Here is a 19,360-nt window from a genome sequence, read left to right as displayed (position 1 = left end):
CTGTCAGACGGTCCGGATATCGCCCACAAACTGCGCGATACGACGGCAGGCTTCGACCAGTTGCTCATCCGAAGCAGCAAAGGAGAGGCGCAGATACGGACTGTATCCAAACGCCGAGCCGGGCACGGTCGCGACATGCGCCTCGTCAAGAAGTGCCTCCGCAAAAGCCACATCCGTATCGAGCAGCCGTCCCTGCCCAGATGTGCCGCCGATCAGGGCCGCAATCCCCGGATAGGCATAGAACGCACCATCCGGCATCACGCAGGTCAGGCCGGGCACCTGCTGCAATGTGCCTACGACCAGACCACGCCGACGCTCATAGGTTTCCAGCATCCGGGCAATCCCGTCAGCATCCCCGTCCAGAGCGGCAACTGACCCGGCCTGGGCGAGCGTGCACACGCCGGATGTGGAATTACCCTGAACCGCGACCATGGCCTGGATCAGCGGGACCGGACCACAGGCGAACCCGACGCGCCAGCCCGTCATGGCATAGGCCTTGGCCATTCCGTTCACGATCAGGATACGATCTGCCAGATCCGGTGCGACACTCAGCAGGGAGAGGTGTTTCTTCCCGTCGAACGTCAGATGCTCATAGATCTCGTCGCTCATCACGAGAACATGCGGTGCCTCGCGCAGTACATCTGCGATGGCTTCCAGATCCTGACGCTCAAGAATGGCGCCGGTCGGATTGTTCGGGAAATTCAGGACCAGCCATTTCGTCCGCGGCGTAATGGCCTCGCGGATCGCGTCGGGGTCAGGACGGAAGCCGTTTTCTTCCCGACAGCGGATCTCGACAGGAACCCCGCCCAGCATCCGGGTGATCAGCGGATAGCTGACCCAGTACGGCGCTGGCACAATGACCTCGTCGCCGACTTCCAGAGACGCCATCAGCGCGTTGAAGATGACCTGCTTGCCACCATTCGCAACCATGATCCGGTCAGACGTGACGTTTAGAGCGTTGTCACGACGGAACTTCCGAATAATGGCGTCAATCAGCGGCTTCTGACCCGGGATCGGCGGATAGCCGGTATCTCCCGCCTTCGCCGCGGCATAGGCCGCTTCGATCGCTTCAGGTGGTGACGGAAAATCCGGCTGCCCCAGCGCGAGCGAAATGACATCCGCCCCCTGCGCCTTCAGTTCACGCGCGCGAGCTGCCATTGCGATGGTTGCAGGACGGGGAAGATCAGCCAGGCGTGATGCGATGGTGAAACTCATGAAAGCTCTCGGCAGAAATTCTGGATCCGGCTGCAAGCTTCCTTCAGAAGCTCCGTGCTGGTCGCATAGGAGATCCGGAAATAGCCCGGCGTCAGGAACGCCGTGCCATGCACGGCCGCCACACCGGTTTCCTCAAGCAGAGCCGTCACGAAGGCTTCGTCACCATCGATGAGGCGACCACCTTTGCTTGTCTTGCCCAGCGTTCCGGCGATGGACGGAAACGCATAGAAAGCGCCTTCGGGCAGAGCGCAGGACAGGCCCGGGGCCTCATTCAGCATCCCGATCACGAGATTGCGGCGTTCCTGATAGACTGCGACCATTTCGGAAATGAAGTCCTGCGGGCCGGATACCGCCTCCTGTGCGGCAGCCTGGGCAATGGAGCACGGATTGCTCGTGCTCTGCCCCTGAAGCTTGATGAGTTGGCGTGTGAAGTCCACCGGAGCAGCGGCAAAACCAATCCGCCAACCTGTCATGGCATAGGCCTTGGACACGCCGTTCATCGTCACGGTGCGCGAGCGCAGACGCGGCTCGACCTGTACGACGGTCTTGGCAACAGCACCGTCGTACATGAGCTTGGCGTACATATCGTCTGTGAGAATCCAGATATCCGGATAGTCCAGCAGCACATCCGTCAGCGCCTTGAGGGCCTCGGTATCGTAAGCCGCGCCTGTCGGATTGCAGGGCGAATTGAGACAGAGCCACTTCGTCCGGGGCGTAATCGCGGCGCGAAGCTGCTCGGCCGTTAGACGGAAGCCGTTTTCCGGATTGGTCTGGACAATGACGGGCGTACCATCGGCCAGCGTCACGATATCGGGATAGGAGACCCACGCAGGAGCCGGAATGATGACTTCGTCACCCGCATTCAGGGTCGAAACCATGACATTGTAAATGACCTGCTTGCCGCCCGTGGAAACGCAGATTTCCTCAGCCTTGTAGTCAAGATCGAAATCGGCATTCAACCGTGCCGCCACGACCTTGCGCAGTTCCAGCGTGCCTGCAACGTCCGTATATTTGGTCTTGCCAGCCTCAATAGCGCGGATTGCTGCCCGCTTGATGAAGTCAGGCGTATCGAAATCCGGCTCACCTGCGGAAAGGCTGATGATGTCACGGCCCTCGGCCTTCAGGGCGCGTGCTTTCTGGGTCACGGCAATCGTCTGGCTGGGGAGAATACGGTTCAGACGGTCGGCAATAAAGGACATGACAGATTTCCGGATCATTTCGATGTCGCGATCCTAGACACGTTCGGACAGTTTTGACCACAGGCAGCCCGGCTCCAATCAACAAAAAAGGCGCCTTCCTCACGGAAGATGCCTTGAAGTGGACAGAGCCAGAAAAGCCGCATTGGAAAAATCAGGCCAGCTTTTCCATTTCGCGGAGAACCGCCTGCCCCATCATTTCGGTTCCGACTCGAGCCATTCCCGGTGACATGATGTCGCCGGTACGCAGGCCCGAAGCCAGAACATTGGAAACCGCGGTTTCGATCAGATCGGCATCCTCCGCACGATTGAGCGAGTAACGCAGCAGCATGGCAAACGAAAGGATCTGGGCCAGCGGATTGGCGATCCCCTTGCCTGCGATGTCCGGCGCACTGCCATGAATCGGTTCGTACAGGGCATTGCGCTTGCCATCCGAGCGAACCGGGCCAAGCGTGGCCGATGGCAGCATGCCGAGCGAGCCCGTCAGCATGGAGGCCAGATCGGACAGGATGTCGCCGAACAGGTTGCCCGTGACGATGACATCGAACTGGTTCGGGTCGCGGACCAGCTGCATCGCGCAGTTATCGGCCAGCATATGGGACAGCTGAACGTCCGGATATTCACGCTTGTGGACGTCGGTCACGACCTCCTTCCACAGGAGGCCGCTTTCCATGACGTTGCACTTCTCGACCGAACACACGCGGTTGTCGCGTTTGCGTGCAAGATCGAAAGCAACACGTGCCACGCGCTCGATTTCGGACGTCGTGTAGACTTCCGTGTTGATGCCACGCCGCGAGCCATCGGGCAGCGTCTCGATCCCACGCGGCTCACCGAAATAGATGCCTCCGACCGTCTCACGGACGATCATCAGGTCCAGACCGCGCACCACTTCAGGTTTCAGCGCAGAGGCATCGATCAGGGCATCGAACAGCTTGGCCGGTCGCAGATTGGCGAACAGTTCAAGTTCCTTACGAAGCTTGAGGATCGCCACTTCCGGACGCCTGTCGAACCCAACATGGCTCCAGGCCGGATCGCCCACCGAACCAAACAGCACCGCGTCGGACTGACGGGCCAACTCAATGACTTCATCACGGATCGGCACGCCATGTACGGCAAGGGATGCGGCGCCGACGAGCTCTTCCGTAATGTCCAGTTTCAGGCCGCGATGTGCGCTCATCCAGTGCACGATCCGCGCGACTTCGCGCATGACTTCCGGACCGATCCCGTCTCCGGCCAGAACCAGAAGCTTGTATGCGTCGCTCATTTCACAGTCCCTATGGTAATTGACGGCACCCAGGCACGGCTCGGACGATGCTCGAAACTGGTGATCTCGGCATCATGCGCCATGGTCTGCCCAATATCGTCCAGACCTTCGAGCAGCATGTGACGGCGGAAGGGATCGACATCAAACGCGATGGTCTCCCCGTTCGGGCGCACGATCACCTGACGCTCCAGATCCACCGTCAGACGCGAATTCGCTCCCTGACGGGCATCATCCATCAGTTCGTCGCAGATCTCACGCGGCAGCCGGATCGGGAGAATGCCGTTCTTGAAGCAGTTATTAAAAAAGATGTCGGCAAAGCTGGGCGCAATAACGCAGCGGATTCCAAAATCCAGCAGCGCCCAGGGAGCATGCTCACGCGAGGAGCCACATCCCAGATTATCATAAGTAATCAGGATTTCGGCGTGCCGGTAAGGCTCCTGGTTAAGCACGAAGTCCGGCTTTTCGTTACCATCGGCGTCATAGCGCTGGGCGGCGAAAGCGTTCCTGCCCAGACCCGTCCGCTGGATGGTCTTGAGAAAGCGCGCCGGAATGATCTGGTCCGTATCGATATTCTCGGTCGGCATCGGTGCCGCAATGGCGGTCAGTTCCGTGAACTTGTCCATCAGACGGTCTCCTTCACCAGTTCACGCACATCGCACAGACGCCCCGTGACAGCCGCAGCGGCCGCCATGGCGGGCGAACACAGATGTGTCCGGCCATCGGGGCCCTGACGTCCTTCAAAATTACGGTTGGATGTCGAAGCGCAGCGCTGGCCGGGCGTCAGACGGTCCGGGTTCATCCCCAGACACATCGAGCAGCCCGCCTCACGCCATTCGAACCCGGCATCCAGAAAGACCTTGTCCAGCCCCTCAGCTTCCGCCGCATGCTTCACCAGACCGGAGCCCGGTACGATCATGGCGCGAACGCCTTCGGCAACATGCCGTCCGCGGACTACGTCCGCGGCAGCGCGGAGGTCTTCCAGTCGGCTGTTCGTGCAGGAGCCGATGAACACGACATCCACCGGCGTCCCGGCAATCTTCTGCCCGGCTTCAAGACCCATATAATCCAGGGCGCGCTGGATCTGGGCTGCACGGGCCGGATCAGGCTCATCAGACGGAGACGGAACGGAACCATCGATCGGCAGCACGTCCTGCGGGCTGGTGCCCCAGGTAACGGACGGGATGATCTCTTCAGCCGCGAGCGTGACTTCCGTATCGAAGTAGGCGCCATCGTCAGAGGCAAGGCTCCGCCAGTAGTCGCAGGCCTGCTCGAACGCCTCGCCCTTCGGGGCAAAGGGACGGCCCTTCACATAGGCGAAGGTCGTCTCGTCAGGAGCCACAAGACCGGCACGCGCACCGGCTTCGATGGACATGTTGCACAGCGTCATACGACCGGCCATGTCCAGATCGCGAATTGCGGATCCTGCAAACTCTATGACATGACCGGTGCCGCCAGCGGTGCCGATCCGGCCGATGATGGCCAGCATGATGTCTTTCGCCGTCACACCCGGTCCCACCTTGCCCTCGACGGAAACACGCATGTTCTTCGCAGGCTTCTGCAGGATCGTCTGGGTCGCCAGCACGTGTTCGACTTCGGACGTACCAATCCCGAACGCCAGCGAGCCGAGCGCGCCATGCGTGGAGGTATGGCTGTCGCCGCAGACGATCGTCATGCCTGGCAGGGAAATGCCCTGCTCTGGCCCGACAACGTGTACGATGCCCTGAGAGGTGGAGCGCAGCGGGAAATAGGGGACGCCGAATTCGGCGACATTTTTCTCAAGCGTTTCGATCTGGAGGCGGCTCTGCGGCTCCTCGATCGGCTTGGAACGGTCGGACGTGGGGACATTATGGTCCGCCACGGCCACCGTGGCATCCGGACGACGCACGCGGCGCCCGGACATCCGCAGGCCTTCGAAAGCCTGCGGACTGGTCACCTCGTGAACGAGGTGCCGGTCGATGTAGAGGATGCACGTCCCGTCCTCGAGACGTTCGACGACATGATCGTCCCAGATCTTGTCAAAAAGGGTTCTGGGCGAAGTGGTAACGGGCATCCTGTCTCTACTCCGGACGGTTTAGGAAGCGGCCTTGCTGTCAGCCTTCGGCAGATCGCGCGGGCGCTCTGCGATACGGGCGGACTTACCCGAGCGGCCACGCAGGTAATACAGCTTCGCGCGACGGACCTTACCGCGACGCACGACTTCGATGCTGGCGATCGACGGTGCATACAGCGGGAACACGCGCTCCACGCCTTCACCATTGGAGATCTTGCGAACCGTGAAGTTGCTGTTCAGGCCCTTGTTGGAACGGGCGATGACAACGCCTTCGAAGCTCTGCACACGCTCACGCGTACCTTCGACAACGCGGACGCCAACGCGCACCGTGTCGCCTGCAATGAACTCGGGAACAGCGCGGACGCCGGAAAGACGCTCGATCTCGCGCGCCTCATACTGCTGGATAATGTTCATGACCAAACTCCTGAAAACAAAACTTCAATGGACCTGCTGTCGTGCCAGATACGCATCCCAGAGGTCCGGGCGGCGCGCCTTCGTGACGGCGATTGACTGTTCATGGCGCCAGCGGGCGATGGCACCATGGTTGCCGGAGAGAAGAATGTCGGGCACGTCCCGCCCGTCCCACACTGCCGGCTTGGTGTACTGTGGATATTCAAGAAGCCCGTCGGCGAAGCTTTCGTCCTGACCGCTGACGTCCGACCCCATGACGCCGGGAAGAAGCCGGACACAGGCGTCCAGAAGCGTCAGGGCAGGAATTTCCCCACCCGACAGTACGACATCGCCCATGCAGAGCTGTTCGATATCGTGCTTTTCCAGAACGCGTTCGTCCACCCCTTCGAAGCGGCCACAGAGAAGCACGACCCCCGGCCCGGACGACAGGCGCTCCGCATCTTCATGCGACATGCGCCGTCCCCGCGGTGTCGGATAGACGACCGGGCGGCCATCCAGCGCGGGAAGCGCCGAGAGAGCCGTATCCAGAACGTCTGCCCGCATCACCATGCCAGCCCCGCCACCAAAAGGCGTGTCGTCCACGGCCCGGTGACGTCCCAGTCCGTGCTGGCGCAGGTCATGCGCCTCACAGGACCAGATCCCCCGCTCCAGCGCCCGGCCCGCAAGGGAAAACCCAAGCGGCCCCGGGAACATGTCCGGGAAAAGGGTCAGGATGTCCGCGCGCCAACTCATGCCCGCACCTGGACCTCGCCAGCCAGATCCCCCTCGACCTCGACTTCAACGGGCGGGATGAGAACCACTTCCCGTTTCGCAAGGTCCACACGAGGTACGCAGGCCAGCGTGAACGGCACGATCAGACCACGATCCACCTCGAGGCTTACGCCTGCGCCGTAATCGTGAACGACCAAAACCGTTCCCAGAACATCCCCGTCTTCCGAGACGGCCGTCATGCCAATCAGATCGGCATGATAGAACTCGTCATCACCGGTATCGGGGAGAACCGCACGCGGAACATACAGCTTCGCATTGACCATCCGCTCGGCAGCAGTACGGTCAGGAAGATCCTGCCCGTCCGCATCCGTAAGCGCGGCAACGCCTGCCGAAACCCAGCGGGCCGTCCATGCCCTGCCCTGCGCATCATGCAGCGTACCCAACGTTTCGACCGAAGCCGGATCGTCAGTGGCAGCATGAAGATGCACCAGACCGCGAACACCGTGCGGGCGACCGACGGTTGCAATCAGGACATCACTGTCAGGGGTGAAGCGGGGCACGTCTCGGGCTTCCTGAAAAGCGGCTCAATCAGGCCGCGGCAGCAGCGTCAGCAGCGGCCTTGGCGCGCTCCTGAGCCTTCGCCTTCGGAGCGGACTTCTTCGGCTGCTCGTTGTAGGTCGGCTTCGGAGCCAGGCCAGCGTTGCCGAGGAAACGGGCAACACGGTCCGTGGCGAGGGCGCCGTTGGACAGCCAGTGCTTGATGCGCTCGTCAACCAGACGGATACGGTCAGCGTGGTCAGCCGGCAGCATCGGGTTGTAGGAACCAACCTTCTCGATGAAACGGCCGTCACGCGGGCTGCGGCTGTCGGCAACAACGATGTGGTAGTAAGGACGCTTCTTGGCACCTGCACGTGCAAGGCGGATCTTGAGGCTCATGAAATACTCCTGAGAGACAGACTTGTAAAAACGGGACGGATCAGGCGAAAGGCGGGCGTCCGCCGGGTTTACCCCCCGGGCCGCCCATGCCTTTCATCAGATCAGCCAGACCACCTGCCCCACCCATGCCGCGCATCAGGCCACCAAGGCCCATTTTGCTGATACGCTTCATCATGGTGGACATGTCGTTGAACTGTTTGAGCAGACGGTTGATCTCCGGAACCGTGGTCCCTGAACCAGCCGCAATGCGCTTCTTGCGGGACGCCTTGATGATCTCAGGCGTCTTGCGCTCCTGCTTCGTCATCGAGGAAATGATGGCCTTGTGACGTTTGAAGATCGACGTATCGAGCTCCTTGTCACCCAGCATATCCTTGATCTTTCCCATCCCCGGCATCATGCCGAGAATGCCGGAAATCGAGCCCATGCGGTTGATCTGGTCGATCTGGGAGACATAGTCATCCAGGTCAAACTTGCCCGCGAGCATCTTCTTGGCGACGCGCTCACCTTCCTCGTGGTCGAGGGTTTCGGCAGCACGCTCCACCAGCCCCGCGACGTCACCCAGACCAAGAATACGGCCGGCAACGCGCTCGGGATGGAATTCTTCAAGCGCTTCAAGGTTCTCACCCGAACCGGTCAGCTTGATCGGCGCGCCCGTGATGGCCTTCATGGACAGGGCCGCGCCACCGCGGGCATCGCCATCCATACGGCTCATGACAACGCCGGTAATACCGACAGCCTCGTTGAAGGCCTTGGCCGTATTGACGGCGTCCTGACCGGTCATCGCATCGACGACCAGCAGCGTCTCGGCCGGATTGGTGAGAGCGCGGATTTCCCGCACCTCATCCATCAGGGCCTCATCGATCGACAGACGACCTGCCGTATCGAGGATAACGACGTCATAGCCTTCAAGACGGCCTGTCTCGAGCGCGCGCTTTGCAATCTGAACGGGAGACTGACCGGCAATGATCGGCAGAGCCTGAACGCGCCCCGTCTTGGCATTGACACGCTCGGCCAGCTGCTGGAGCTGGAGCTGCGCGGCCGGACGCTGGACGTCGAGGCTGGCCAGAAGAACTTTCTTGTGCTCGCGACTGGACAGGCGCAGGGCGATCTTGCCAGACGTCGTGGTCTTGCCCGAACCCTGCAGACCCACCATCAGCACCGGAACCGGCGGATTGGCGGACAGGTTCAGCGGCACCGCCCCTGCCCCGCCAAGCGCGTCAATCAGCGCGTCATTGACGATCTTGGCAACGGCCTGACCGGGAGAAACGCTTTCCAGTACTTCCTGCCCGACAGAGCGCTCACGGACCTTGTTGACGAAGTCCCGCACCACAGGCAGCGCAACGTCCGCCTCCAGCATGGCGAGACGCACTTCACGCATGGCCTCGGTGACATCAGCCTCCGAGAGCTTCCCATTCTTGGAAAGCCCTTCGAGGACACCGGACATCTTGCCTGAGAGTTGATCGAACAACGGGTCACCTTAAAGCAAACAGAAACACGCCACTGCGCGAGTCTTCGCGAGGTGGCGTGTCCGGAAACAGGACTGCTCTATCGGCTTGGCGCTGAAGCGTCAAGCGATAGACGCAAGATCAGCAGTTTTCAGGGCATATCGTCCGGATCGCCTTCCGGCGGCGGCCCCATCAGAGCTTTCATCTGCTCATGGAGCGCCTTGATCTTGTCCATGGTCTCCTTGGCCTGCTGGCGCTGGGCGGGGGTCAGCAGATCGTGAAGCTGCTCCATGGTGTCGAGATGAAGCGCGGAGACCTTGGCCTTAACCGCGTCTTCCTGCTTACCCAGATCCGCCAGCGCGGCGCGATCCAGATCACCAGGCACGCTGAGAGCATCGTGAATCTTGCCCTCGATGGCACGGCCTTCAAGACGCAGCGCATGCTCGTCCTGATGGGCCTTATCAAAAATGGTCTTGAGCTTTGCCTTCTGCGCCGTGGTCAGCGTGATGCCAGGCGGGATGGGCGGCATCATGAAGCCCGGACCTCCATGAGGCGCACCGCCCGGCGGAGGGCGATGGCCGTCAGACCCATGATGCCCCTCGGCAGAGGCCGCTAGAGGAGCCACCACCAGGCCGAGGGCAGCGATGACAGGAAGAAAAGCAGCGGGACGAAAGATCGTCATGGACGTCATATCCTTGGAGGTTATGGCAGCCGGAGACGCACAAAACGCCTCCATACGATTCTAGATGGCACGTTTCAATGTTGCTGACCGCCCCCTTCTGCGTTTCAAAAAGTAAGCCCCCACCCCTATGTAACACGAGACCTTGACGGCAGAAGTTTCCCGTCGCATGAAGCATCCGATCCAGGCAGAATCTTTCTGAAATGAAGCCTGCCGGATGGAGAGGTGGCCGAGTGGTTTAAGGCAGCGGTCTTGAAAACCGCCATACGTGAGAGCGTATCGTGGGTTCGAATCCCACCCTCTCCGCCAGATAAATCAAAAATTCCCAGACTTTTCAGTCAGTTATTTGGTTTATCGAAATCCATCCCACCTTAGGTCCCATCTTAAACAATGCGTCATCGTGCGGCGCTCGGACGCGATATGCGTCGTCCCGTAAATCTTCCGATGCGCTCCGCTGACTGAAATCCTGTGTTTTTCAGAGGCATCCAGATGCTCTGAGGACGCAACTGAAGCAGCGATCCGCGAAAATTCGCTCAGAAATGTCTTGAAATCGTCGCCCGTGTTCAGCTAACGTTCTTGGGTTAGTTGACACCACGTTACAGAAGACTTCCACAAGGGAAGTGCACGACCTGCCTCTGATCGAAGCAGTAATTTTGCAGAATCTTGAACGCCCAAAAAACCAGCGAACCAGGTGTCATCGTGAGCCCCGCAAGGGGCATGGTTGGATGAGCGTATCATGGATTCTACATTACCAAGTCGTCCCTCGGGTGACTTTTTCATAAGCCGTCGCGAGGCTGCGATACGGCTTTGTGTCTCTCTCTCCACAATTGATCGGTATGTCGCGGCTGGAGTTCTGCAGCGCTACAAGATCGGACCACGCCGAACGCTTTTCCGGCTACGCGACGTCGAGCATCTCGTCCGTCGCGACGATGTCGGCTTTCAGGCACCTGCGCCAGTGCGCTTGAGGCCGGATTTCTAGTCATCTCGCCCATCAGGCCAGACTCCTTTAAATCCTGCTTCAATGCTGAAAGTCGCCCCGATGTTTGATGTCGCTGAAATAGAATTTTCATGGGAAGCTCCATGGAGCTCTCTTGAAGAAAAAAATTTTGCCCAGGATTTTTTCTACTGGCATCTCACGAATGTCTTCAAAGGCTCCATGGAAGGCACTTATACAGATCCTGATCGCCCGCAAGCCAGTTGGTCACTGTTGGACATTTCCAAAATCGTCGGGCGCTCTTTACCGCGCGATATCAGCGTAAGGTGGTCCCCCGTTTATTTCAAAAACCCAAATTTCTCAAACAGGAAAACAGACGAGATCATAGAGAGGCTGACACTGCGACAGCCCCATTCAACAACCAGGGGCCCGGACTTTTGGACACAGATAGATGCGCTCATGGAATTGCTGTTCGCCCGGACATCCTTCTGGTCTGATGCCTTGACACTGGATGACCTTCTTCCGCAGCTGACATCAGGCCGGATGATCCAGGTTTATGACGAATACCGGAAGGCAGGTCTGCCACTCAATGTGATTGCAGAACACGTTCTCTTTTATAAAAGACCAATCCGATCCGATGAGCAGCGCGATGTTGCTCGCGCTTTGAGGGATCTTGGTTGGACACAGCATCGCACGGCTAAGGCCCGGCGTTGGATAGCACCTCCTGATTTTCCATCGCGAGACCGAAACAAGCCCCGATGGCATCACAAGTGAAGCCCCTTGAGGCGCGGTGAGTTCGCGAGTTCCGCTTTACGGTGGAGAGCAGCATGCTGGCGGCCACCATTGGAGGAGTATCTGACATCCCAAGTTGTCGCATATGGGGGGAGAGCAGAATGTCCGCTGTTGGACAGGAAAATGGAAAAGCGGCCATTGGAGCCGTTAAGAATCAGGATAACTATGGACAGGATTGCGCAGTCATTAGACTAGGTTTGTCCGACTTAAAGGCTTCGTAAGTGGGAGATCGTACGTTACCTTGAAAATACACGCCAGCGCCAGAATTAACCTCTGACGATATCAGATCAATCATAGCCCTTCGACCTGAATTCCATTCTCCGCGAGCCATGCCTTTCGCCACTGCCAGTCTGGCAAATGCTGTTCTACCCTGTTCCAAAATCTTGCGGAATGATCAGAGTGATGGGCGTGCGCCAACTCATGGACGACAACATACTGTGCGATTCTGGGCGGCAAGAGGATCGCCTTCCAATGGAATGAAAACCTTCCACCAGCACTGAACGATCCCCACCGGAAGCCGAGGTCTTGTACTTTAACTTCCTTTACCACCACACCCATTCGGTTGGCGTGTTCCAAAACCTGCGTCTCAAACCACGGCTGCGCGAGGCGGGTATACCACGCCACAAATATCTCCCGACCTCGGTGAATGGAATTCTTTCGCAGACAAAAACGACCATTCTTTAAGGTCAAATCAACAAGCTGATTATCGACTAGACGAAGCCGATAGCTTTTACCTAGATACAGAAAGCCTTCACCTTCAACAAACAGCTTGCTGGGAGCCCGTTGTTGTAAGCGCGACTTTTCCTCAATCTTGGTATGGATCCAAAGTAACTTCTTTTCGACGAAATCAACTAATTGCTCTGAGGCAACTTTCGAGGGTGCCACAATCGAGAGCTCTCCAGACCGTTCGACCGTTATCTGCATAGTCTTGCGTCGATCACTACGATGGACCTCGAAAGAGAGACCATCAATTTCTAGGCGATGTTCACTTGCCCGTGTCGGCTTGCCACCGGCTCTGATGGGCGACAGAGGAAGCTTTGCCATCAGGCTGCTCTCAGCTTGTCGTCATTGGCCTTGGCCTGTTGCATCAACTGGCCCGCCAAGGCTTCTGCTTTTGAGACACCAAAGCCCGGGATCTGCGTGTTAAAGATGATTTCGAAGATCTCGGAACGCAGATTTTCCTGATCTGCCATCTTGAAGCTGCTCCAGAGAGAACGGTTTGCGCCGATCTCCTCAATCACACGATCCACGACTTCGCGGGTCATCTCGTGCACGGAATGAAGCCACTCGGCGGAATTGGCGTCATCAGGCACGCAAGCGGCAAGCACAGTGCGCAGGAATGGGAGATAAATTTCAGGAATGTCTGAGGAGGCCTCGTCATCCATGGTCTTAGCTTCCCCGCGAAGCTCGTCAATGATGGCTTGAAGCTGCTCAATGATGCGATCCCACTGCTGGCCAAAGCCCTTGAGGATGTCGTTCAGTCTTTCAGACATTTTTTTGAAACGAACAGGGTCTGCTTCAAGGTTTTTCCGGATGTGGGATCGGATGGCATGTTCCATCTCCGACGCTTTCGCTCTGTTTCCCGAGGCTTGTCCAACCTGATTGTCGAACTCGGCATCCGTGAGCTGGACCGGTGGAATCTTTGGATTGATGCCAAGAGAAATGACGTGATCATCAATCAGCTTGCGTACTTTCGCACCGACGTCGGACCCGACCTCCGGAATATCCCGATACCGATTACGTGCACGCGCCTGAATATAAGCAAGCCGTTTGGCATCACGGACAAAGGGCAGACCTTCAGGACGCGGAAGGATGATTTCCAGTGATTTCAGGAAATCCTTGAGCTTGACGGTAAACTCGGCTTGAGCCTTTTCCGTCGAGAGCGTCTGGAGGCAGCTTTCGTCGTCGGACAGGTCATCAAGGCCGGCACGCCTGAAGATGTCCATCACACGGATATGGCGATCACGAAGAACCGGGATCTGGTCCTTGAGGCTGGCCAGGGCGCCATCAATATCTTCATCGGAATATGCAGCAAGAGCGGCCTTCAAATGGTGCGCCACCCCGAAGTAATCGACGACGATGCCACAAGTTTTGCCAAAGCCTGTTCTATTCACACGTGCTATGGCCTGTAGCAGTTCGGCTTCTCGAATGGGTCGATCAAGGTACATGACTCCCTCAATCGGCGCATCGAAGCCTGTGAGTAACATCGATTTGACGAACAGGAAGGCCAGCGGATCGGTTTTCGTCTGGTCTTTATGGAACAATGGCTTCTTGAAACGCTTGATCCAGTTTTCCTGAGCAGCCCCTTCAGTCCATTGCTTCCAGGACGCATCATCGTTGTTGCTCCCGGATATGATCGCCGCGAATTCGATCTTTTCAAGGGTTGCCCGATATCGCCACGCCTGCACCAGCGCCTGCAGCTTCTCAGGTTTCGTGCAGAGCATTTCGTCGTCCATGCCCTTGTCGTAACCCGAAAGCGTCGCTGCTTCGGCCAATAGTTCATCACGGGCTTCAAGAAACGCTGCATGGTAACGCACCACGGCTATACGACTGTAAGCCACCACCTGTGCCTTGTAACCATTCGGCAGCAGGTTGGTCACGTAGTGCCGAAGCATATCTCGAGCCTTCTCGGCGATCAGAGCTGGCGCTTCCAGTATATTTCCCTTGGTCGCGTATTTCTTCCGGATTGCTTCAAGCTCTTCATCCGTGTGGCCGCGAAACATGTCCTCAAACAAGCCGTCCAGCGTGGCGCCGTCCTTGACCGCTCCCTCGGCAGTGCGCCCCTCGTACAGGACCGGCACCGTCGCGCCATCTGCCTCCGCTTCCCTGATCGTATATTTATCGATGAACTCGCCAAAGATCTGTGTAGTCCGCTTCTTCTCACCCATGATAATCGGAGTGCCGGTAAACCCGATCCGTGCACAGTTCGGCAGAGCGGCCATCAGGTTTGCGTGGAGATCGCCCGCCTGTGTCCGATGCGCCTCATCGACCACTACGACGATCGTCTCGTCCTCGTTCAATACCTCGAAGGCAGGCCCTTTGGTAACTTCGGCCACGGCTTCATCCGTCCGGTATTTCTGGATCGTGGCGAAGACCAGACCAGGGCCTTTCCGCCGCGCCAGCTTCTTTAAAGAGTGATTGCTCTTCGCTAGTTCGACCACATCGCCCGACAGCGCCGCCGTCTCGGACAATTGCCGCTGTAAGTCCTTCCGGTCAGTGACCATGATCACCTTGAACCTTCGCAAGGCTAGATCCGTGCGCATCTTGCGGATCATGAACACCATGGTCAGACTTTTGCCCGAGCCCTGCGTGTGCCAGACGATGCCGCCACGGCGATCATACTCGCCGTCCTGCAGCCGTGTCTTGCCGCTGCGCAGTCGGTTCAAGGCACGGTTCACGGCGCGGTACTGCTGATATCGACAGACTGTCTTTATGGTCTGGCCGTCCACAGTCATGAACAGCAAATAGTGCCGTAGAATATCCAAAAGATGTGCGGGTCGCAGCATTCCGGCGACAAGGCGTTCCTGCTCCGAAAGGCTCTTTTTTCCCAGCGCAGCCGCTACATCATCTTCAGAGCCCGTGCCGTCTGGCCCCACAACCGTCTTCCACCGACCGTAGTAGTCCAACCCCCCACTGATGCAGCCCACACGGGCCTGATCGAAGCTTGTGGCAACCAGCAACTGAACTGAGGCAAAGAGAGCAGGCGCACCCTCGTTTTCCTCGACCTCCAGAGCAGCCTTGCGGGCATTGTGATAGCGGCGAAGCTGTTTGACCGCCTCGGCCAGCGGCTCAGGAATGCCGGGGCTTTTCGCCTCGACTACCACCACGGGGATGCCATTCACCAGCATCACGACATCGGGGATGATGAAGCCCTTGCCCATGTCGTGGCCGGATGGGCAATCGACACGAAACTGGTTAGCGATGGTAAAGCTGTTGGCCGCCACATCGTCCCACGCGATGTAACGGATTGTCTGGCCGCGTCCGCCGTCCCAGCCAGGCAGGCCCTCGACTGTCAGACCTTTGATGAGCAGTTGTGTGATTGCCTGGTTTGCCTCCATCAGTCCGCGCTGCCCATGGCGGGTAAGGGCACTGACGGCTTCCGAGAGGCGTGCATCATCAAGCCAAGGCCTGCCATCCGGGCCGGGATTGATCGCGCGCAGGCGCTCGCGCAGGGTGGCCTCACTGATAACCTCCCTGAAGCTGGTGCGTCCCGTCAGGCCGGGGTCATCCTTGCTGCCCGTCTGCGCGGCCCAGCCCATGGCGACGCATTGGTCGATGAAGGGCTTTTCGACATTATTGTATTCATGTCTCATTAGCGGACTCTTCGGTTACAGCAGAGGTGTGACGGATGTCCTGCCCGTAAGCAGGTCGTCCATGATACCAGATTTCATTGATTTCAGCTTTCCGGTTTCTACTTGCGTATTCCCGATCTGAGTGTCGATCTCGTCAAGTCGTTCAGCTATCCGGTCTTGCTCATTTGGATTTGGACTCATTACAGGTAATCCGCGAATGGTCGGCAAATTGAGGCCGGCCTTCGCGCCTGCGTCGTTAAGTTTTGATAGATGGTTCTGTAATATGGGCGAAGCCAAAAAATGACCAAGAAACCTAGGATTGATCAAGTTTTTATTGGGACGGATCAAGGCAACGTGTTGGTTTATGTAAGCCTCTCCAAACTTTTCTGGAATTACGCCTACAATCCCCAAATCAGCGGTAATCGAAACGAGTACATCACCTTCCTCGAGACTCGTGCGTTGGCCATCAGTATTTGATGGCGGCTTAACATGAGCAACTGATGCAAGCCTAAGATTGACATGTTCTCGGGTGAGATTCCCGATACGAACAAAGATTGCACCTGTTTCCGAGTAATATCGCGCCCAGTCTCTTGAGCCACTGGTAACATTGGTAGAAATACCAAAGACATCAGTCTCTTCCCACTCCTTTGGCAGCCAGCCGAGTGGGGTTTGCTTGTAAAGGTGGGGGGCCTCGGACTGCGAGGGACGAAGGTCGCCGTTTGCATCGATGCCACGGGTCAGCAGGTCATGCAGCACCCCCCGCTTCATCGCCTTCAACTTGGCCACCACCGCCTCGGTCTCCCGTATCGCTGCGTCCAACGTGTCGAGAATTTCGGCGATTTTGGAAGCCGTGGATTGGTCAGGCGCGTAGACGCATACACTATGTAACTCACGTTTCCCAATAGCATCGAATGTCGTGCCTTGTGAAACTCGCGCGAGTTCAGGAGATCGTTTTGATACAGCCGCTGCGAGAAATGAAGCTGGATATCGCTTTGGAAAAATGGCCGCGAGACCACGGCCGATGCAATAGTCCTGATCAGCAATATTCACAGCACCGACGGGAGCCCTTACCGAAATTAGCAATGATCCTGCTTTGCCAATTTTTGCGGGTAATGCGCACGAATACTTCGGATGAGGAGACATTACTCCAAATTCAGCATTTCCTTGCAAAAACGGTAACCCCTCATCAAGTCCTTCGAAAACATAGTTGGACGGTGGGGATTGCCCCATCTCAATATCGCTGATTTTACCAAGTGGTTTCCAGTGTTCTTCTTCGATATTCTCTGGGCGATCAGACATACTTCAAGTCTTTCAGGAAACCGGCTAGCTTCTTAGTCGCCTGTGCTCGTGCGCCTTCGATCTCGGTCAGAGTAACGTGATACTTGTCCCACCAGTTTTCGAAGGCGGCAACGATCTGCCCACGCTGCGCCGCGATGTAGCTGGTCAGAATCTTCTGCATGTCTTCATGCAGGATCTTCAGCAGCAGTTTGGCCGCTGCCTTGTCCGTCAGGTCATCGACGCCTTTATTCAGTTCCGCGGTGAACTGGTCCTTCCTGGATTTGAGAGTCTTCTTGATTTCGGCCAGTTTTTTCTTCCAGCGTTTGATTTTTGCCTCATCCACGGGCTCGGCATCATCCTCGTCCTCCTCACCTTCTTCGGGCGTAGCTGTGGCAGCCTTGATCTGCGCCTCCAGTTCGACCTTGCGGGCTTCCAGTTTGGCAATCTCGGCCACGAAGCTGCCCATCAGGAAAGTGACCAGCTTGTGATCCAACGGGTTCTCTTTGTTACCCGTGTCCTCCAGCGCGGTGACGATGGAGATACGCCACGCGTCCACTACCCCCGTGGCGCCGCGCGCCATGAGAGTGAGGAAATCGAACCGTGACTGGCTCCAGAACTGCGCGATGATCCCTCGCACGGTGAACCGATCGAGTATGGCGAGGCTTTCGAGCGTGGTCGAGAAGCTGGACAGAAGCTCGTCGCGCAGTTTGATGAAAGAGGTCGCGCTTTCATCACCCGCAAGCGCGGTGATGTCGTCGGTGTGGTCAGCCCACCAGCGGTTGAAGTTGTCCCAGATTTCGGTCTCGCGTGCCACAAGGCCCGCGTTGGTCTCGATGGCCGGTTTGATGTCGGCTTTAACAGTGATGCGGGCGGCGAAATCCAGATAGCGGTCATCACGAGGCGTAAGCAGGTCCATTGGGTTCAGACCGTGGGACTTGAAGAGTTCTGCCTTGGCTTCGACTTCGGACTTTGGAATACCGCCGATTAGGTGTGCGCGTACGTCATGCGGCTCAGGGGGCGGAGCATTGTCGGCATAACGGCGGATGTTGAGGTTCCAGTCGTTTTCTTTCAGGGGCTCAAGATCGACGATGGCAGAAAAGCCGGGGATTACACGGTATTCCTCGAAGGTGGTGACGATCTTTTCGATATGCTCGGGCATCAGGTGGTTCTGTGCGCGGCCTTCCAGATATTCACGGTCAGCGTTGATGAAAAGCACCTTACCCTGAGAGGTGGTCCCCATTTTTCGGACAGGGCGATAAGCTATCATCTGGCCTGAACGAGGACGGGTTTTATGGGCAAGGTTACGCGGAAACGGTATGCGGCAGAGTTCAAGTCACGGGTTGCGCTGGAGGCGATCCGTGGGGAACTGACGCTGGCGGAACTGGCTTCGAAACATGGGGTACATCAGACGATGATCGCCCAGTGGAAACGGCAGGCGATCGAGGGGATGGCGGCGACCTTTTCCGGGAAGACGGTGGCTGAGCCCCCGGTCAGCCCAGCTGACGTGGAGAAACTGCACGCGAAGATAGGCGAACTTCTCGTGGAACGGGATTTTTTACGCGATGCCTCTGCTCGGTTGGGCGTGATCAGAGGCGGCAGATGATTGACCCGAAGCGAGCGCGTCTGCCGATAATCCGGCAATGCACGCTGCTGCAACTCAACCGGTCGGGCGTCTACTATCGGCCTGTGCCACAGAGCGAGGCCAATCTGGAGCTGATGCGGCTGATCGACGCCCAGTTCCTGGAAACGCCCTATTATGGCTCACGGCAGATGACATGGCATCTGCGCCGCCTGGGACATGAAGTGGGCCGCAAGCGGGTCCGGCGGCTCATGGCGATCATGGGCCTGCGGGCGATCTACCAGAAGCCGCGCACGACCGTGCCCCATCCGGAGCATCGGAAATATCCATATCTGCTGCGGGATCTGGTCATCAATCGGCCTGACCAGGTCTGGTGTTCCGATATCACATATATTCCCATGAAACGGGGATTTCTCTATCTCGTGGCGATCATGGACTGGTTCACGCGCAAGGTCCTGTCCTGGCGTCTGTCGAACACGATGGACGTGGAGTTCTGTATCGAGGCGCTACAGGATGCCCTCATGCGCTATGGCGCCCCGGACATTTTCAATACTGACCAGGGGTCGCAATTTACGACA

General features: G+C 57.8%; 16 protein-coding genes, 1 tRNA gene and 1 pseudogene. 3 read left to right on the top strand and 15 right to left on the bottom strand.

Annotated elements, in window-relative coordinates; translation table 11 throughout:
* Nucleotides 1–3: 3 nt before the first annotated feature.
* From KP701_RS14425 to KP701_RS14375, 11 genes are all read right to left on the bottom strand, one after another.
* Nucleotides 4–1,215, bottom strand: coding sequence for a pyridoxal phosphate-dependent aminotransferase (locus KP701_RS14425; protein ID WP_215747645.1), 1,212 nt, complete (start codon nt 1,213–1,215; stop codon nt 4–6).
* Nucleotides 1,212–2,414: a pyridoxal phosphate-dependent aminotransferase gene (locus tag KP701_RS14420; protein WP_215747644.1), complete on the bottom strand. Its 1,203-nt coding sequence runs from the start codon at nt 2,412–2,414 to the stop codon at nt 1,212–1,214. The genes KP701_RS14425 and KP701_RS14420 overlap by 4 nt, the downstream gene beginning before the upstream one ends.
* Before the next feature lie 151 nt (nt 2,415–2,565).
* Nucleotides 2,566–3,675: a 3-isopropylmalate dehydrogenase gene (gene leuB, locus KP701_RS14415; protein WP_215747643.1), complete on the bottom strand. Its 1,110-nt coding sequence runs from the start codon at nt 3,673–3,675 to the stop codon at nt 2,566–2,568.
* Nucleotides 3,672–4,298, bottom strand: coding sequence for a 3-isopropylmalate dehydratase small subunit (leuD, locus tag KP701_RS14410; RefSeq protein ID WP_215747642.1), 627 nt, complete (start codon nt 4,296–4,298; stop codon nt 3,672–3,674). Before leuD ends, leuB begins: the two co-directional genes overlap by 4 nt.
* Complete coding sequence (gene leuC, locus KP701_RS14405; RefSeq protein ID WP_215747641.1) at nt 4,298–5,725, bottom strand: 3-isopropylmalate dehydratase large subunit; 1,428 nt, start codon at nt 5,723–5,725, stop codon at nt 4,298–4,300. The genes leuD and leuC overlap by 1 nt, the downstream gene beginning before the upstream one ends.
* A 21-nt stretch (nt 5,726–5,746) precedes the next feature.
* The gene (gene rplS, locus KP701_RS14400) at nt 5,747–6,139 is read right to left on the bottom strand and encodes a 50S ribosomal protein L19 (RefSeq protein WP_041110658.1); all 393 of its coding nucleotides are present in this window, start codon (nt 6,137–6,139) and stop codon (nt 5,747–5,749) included.
* A gap of 24 nt (nt 6,140–6,163) precedes the next feature.
* Nucleotides 6,164–6,868 (bottom strand): tRNA (guanosine(37)-N1)-methyltransferase TrmD, encoded by a 705-nt coding sequence (gene trmD, locus KP701_RS14395; RefSeq protein ID WP_215747640.1) that lies wholly within the window; start codon nt 6,866–6,868, stop codon nt 6,164–6,166.
* On the bottom strand, nt 6,865–7,407 hold the full coding sequence (gene rimM, locus KP701_RS14390) for a ribosome maturation factor RimM (protein WP_215747639.1): 543 nt from the start codon (nt 7,405–7,407) through the stop codon (nt 6,865–6,867). The genes trmD and rimM overlap by 4 nt, the downstream gene beginning before the upstream one ends.
* A gap of 28 nt (nt 7,408–7,435) precedes the next feature.
* Entirely contained in the window at nt 7,436–7,783 is a 348-nt protein-coding gene (rpsP, locus tag KP701_RS14385) for a 30S ribosomal protein S16 (protein WP_011251789.1), read from the bottom strand.
* A gap of 40 nt (nt 7,784–7,823) precedes the next feature.
* The gene (ffh, locus tag KP701_RS14380) at nt 7,824–9,251 is read right to left on the bottom strand and encodes a signal recognition particle protein (RefSeq protein ID WP_215747638.1); all 1,428 of its coding nucleotides are present in this window, start codon (nt 9,249–9,251) and stop codon (nt 7,824–7,826) included.
* A gap of 128 nt (nt 9,252–9,379) precedes the next feature.
* Nucleotides 9,380–9,910, bottom strand: coding sequence for a Spy/CpxP family protein refolding chaperone (locus KP701_RS14375; RefSeq protein ID WP_252345652.1), 531 nt, complete (start codon nt 9,908–9,910; stop codon nt 9,380–9,382).
* Between the two features lie 216 nt (nt 9,911–10,126).
* Here KP701_RS14375 and KP701_RS14370 point away from each other — a divergent pair.
* Nucleotides 10,127–10,216, top strand: a tRNA-Ser gene (locus KP701_RS14370).
* Nucleotides 10,217–10,946: 730 nt separating this feature from the next.
* Nucleotides 10,947–11,615, top strand: a complete 669-nt coding sequence (locus KP701_RS14365) for a hypothetical protein (RefSeq protein WP_215747636.1) — start codon at nt 10,947–10,949, stop codon at nt 11,613–11,615.
* Between the two features lie 309 nt (nt 11,616–11,924).
* Here KP701_RS14365 and KP701_RS14360 read toward each other — a convergent pair whose 3' ends face one another.
* The 4 genes from KP701_RS14360 to KP701_RS14345 are packed head-to-tail and all read right to left on the bottom strand — an operon-like array spanning nt 11,925 to nt 18,443.
* A complete protein-coding gene (locus tag KP701_RS14360) occupies nt 11,925–12,677 on the bottom strand; it encodes a M48 family metallopeptidase (protein ID WP_173560283.1) in 753 nt (250 codons plus the stop codon).
* Nucleotides 12,677–15,946, bottom strand: coding sequence for a type I restriction endonuclease subunit R (locus KP701_RS14355; protein ID WP_215747635.1), 3,270 nt, complete (start codon nt 15,944–15,946; stop codon nt 12,677–12,679). The genes KP701_RS14360 and KP701_RS14355 overlap by 1 nt, the downstream gene beginning before the upstream one ends.
* 15 nt (nt 15,947–15,961) lie before the next feature.
* Nucleotides 15,962–17,224, bottom strand: a complete 1,263-nt coding sequence (locus tag KP701_RS14350; RefSeq protein WP_215747634.1) for a restriction endonuclease subunit S — start codon at nt 17,222–17,224, stop codon at nt 15,962–15,964.
* Nucleotides 17,217–18,443 (bottom strand): N-6 DNA methylase, encoded by a 1,227-nt coding sequence (locus KP701_RS14345; protein ID WP_215747633.1) that lies wholly within the window; start codon nt 18,441–18,443, stop codon nt 17,217–17,219. Before KP701_RS14345 ends, KP701_RS14350 begins: the two co-directional genes overlap by 8 nt.
* A gap of 51 nt (nt 18,444–18,494) precedes the next feature.
* On the opposite strand from KP701_RS14345, the pseudogene KP701_RS14340 reads away from it, so the two are divergent.
* Nucleotides 18,495–19,360, top strand: a pseudogene (locus tag KP701_RS14340) (IS3 family transposase); the annotation flags it as partial.

The sequence above is a fragment of the Gluconobacter sp. P1C6_b genome (assembly GCF_018811945.1).
GTDB lineage: Bacteria > Pseudomonadota > Alphaproteobacteria > Acetobacterales > Acetobacteraceae > Gluconobacter.
Note: the sequence above shows the minus strand (reverse complement) of the source record. Positions and strands in the feature narration are given on the sequence as shown.

Coding starts and splice junctions, on each gene's coding strand:
- KP701_RS14345 (WP_215747633.1), bottom strand. CDS start 18,443: ATGGGGACCACCTCTCAGGGTAAGGTGCTTTTCATCAACGCTGACCGT.
- rpsP (WP_011251789.1), bottom strand. CDS start 7,783: ATGAGCCTCAAGATCCGCCTTGCACGTGCAGGTGCCAAGAAGCGTCCT.
- KP701_RS14355 (WP_215747635.1), bottom strand. CDS start 15,946: ATGAGACATGAATACAATAATGTCGAAAAGCCCTTCATCGACCAATGC.
- KP701_RS14360 (WP_173560283.1), bottom strand. CDS start 12,677: ATGGCAAAGCTTCCTCTGTCGCCCATCAGAGCCGGTGGCAAGCCGACA.
- KP701_RS14420 (WP_215747644.1), bottom strand. CDS start 2,414: ATGTCCTTTATTGCCGACCGTCTGAACCGTATTCTCCCCAGCCAGACG.
- KP701_RS14350 (WP_215747634.1), bottom strand. CDS start 17,224: ATGTCTGATCGCCCAGAGAATATCGAAGAAGAACACTGGAAACCACTT.
- KP701_RS14375 (WP_252345652.1), bottom strand. CDS start 9,910: ATGACGATCTTTCGTCCCGCTGCTTTTCTTCCTGTCATCGCTGCCCTC.
- KP701_RS14425 (WP_215747645.1), bottom strand. CDS start 1,215: ATGAGTTTCACCATCGCATCACGCCTGGCTGATCTTCCCCGTCCTGCA.
- leuD (WP_215747642.1), bottom strand. CDS start 4,298: ATGGACAAGTTCACGGAACTGACCGCCATTGCGGCACCGATGCCGACC.
- rplS (WP_041110658.1), bottom strand. CDS start 6,139: ATGAACATTATCCAGCAGTATGAGGCGCGCGAGATCGAGCGTCTTTCC.
- trmD (WP_215747640.1), bottom strand. CDS start 6,868: ATGAGTTGGCGCGCGGACATCCTGACCCTTTTCCCGGACATGTTCCCG.
- leuC (WP_215747641.1), bottom strand. CDS start 5,725: ATGCCCGTTACCACTTCGCCCAGAACCCTTTTTGACAAGATCTGGGAC.
- leuB (WP_215747643.1), bottom strand. CDS start 3,675: ATGAGCGACGCATACAAGCTTCTGGTTCTGGCCGGAGACGGGATCGGT.
- KP701_RS14365 (WP_215747636.1), top strand. CDS start 10,947: ATGTTTGATGTCGCTGAAATAGAATTTTCATGGGAAGCTCCATGGAGC.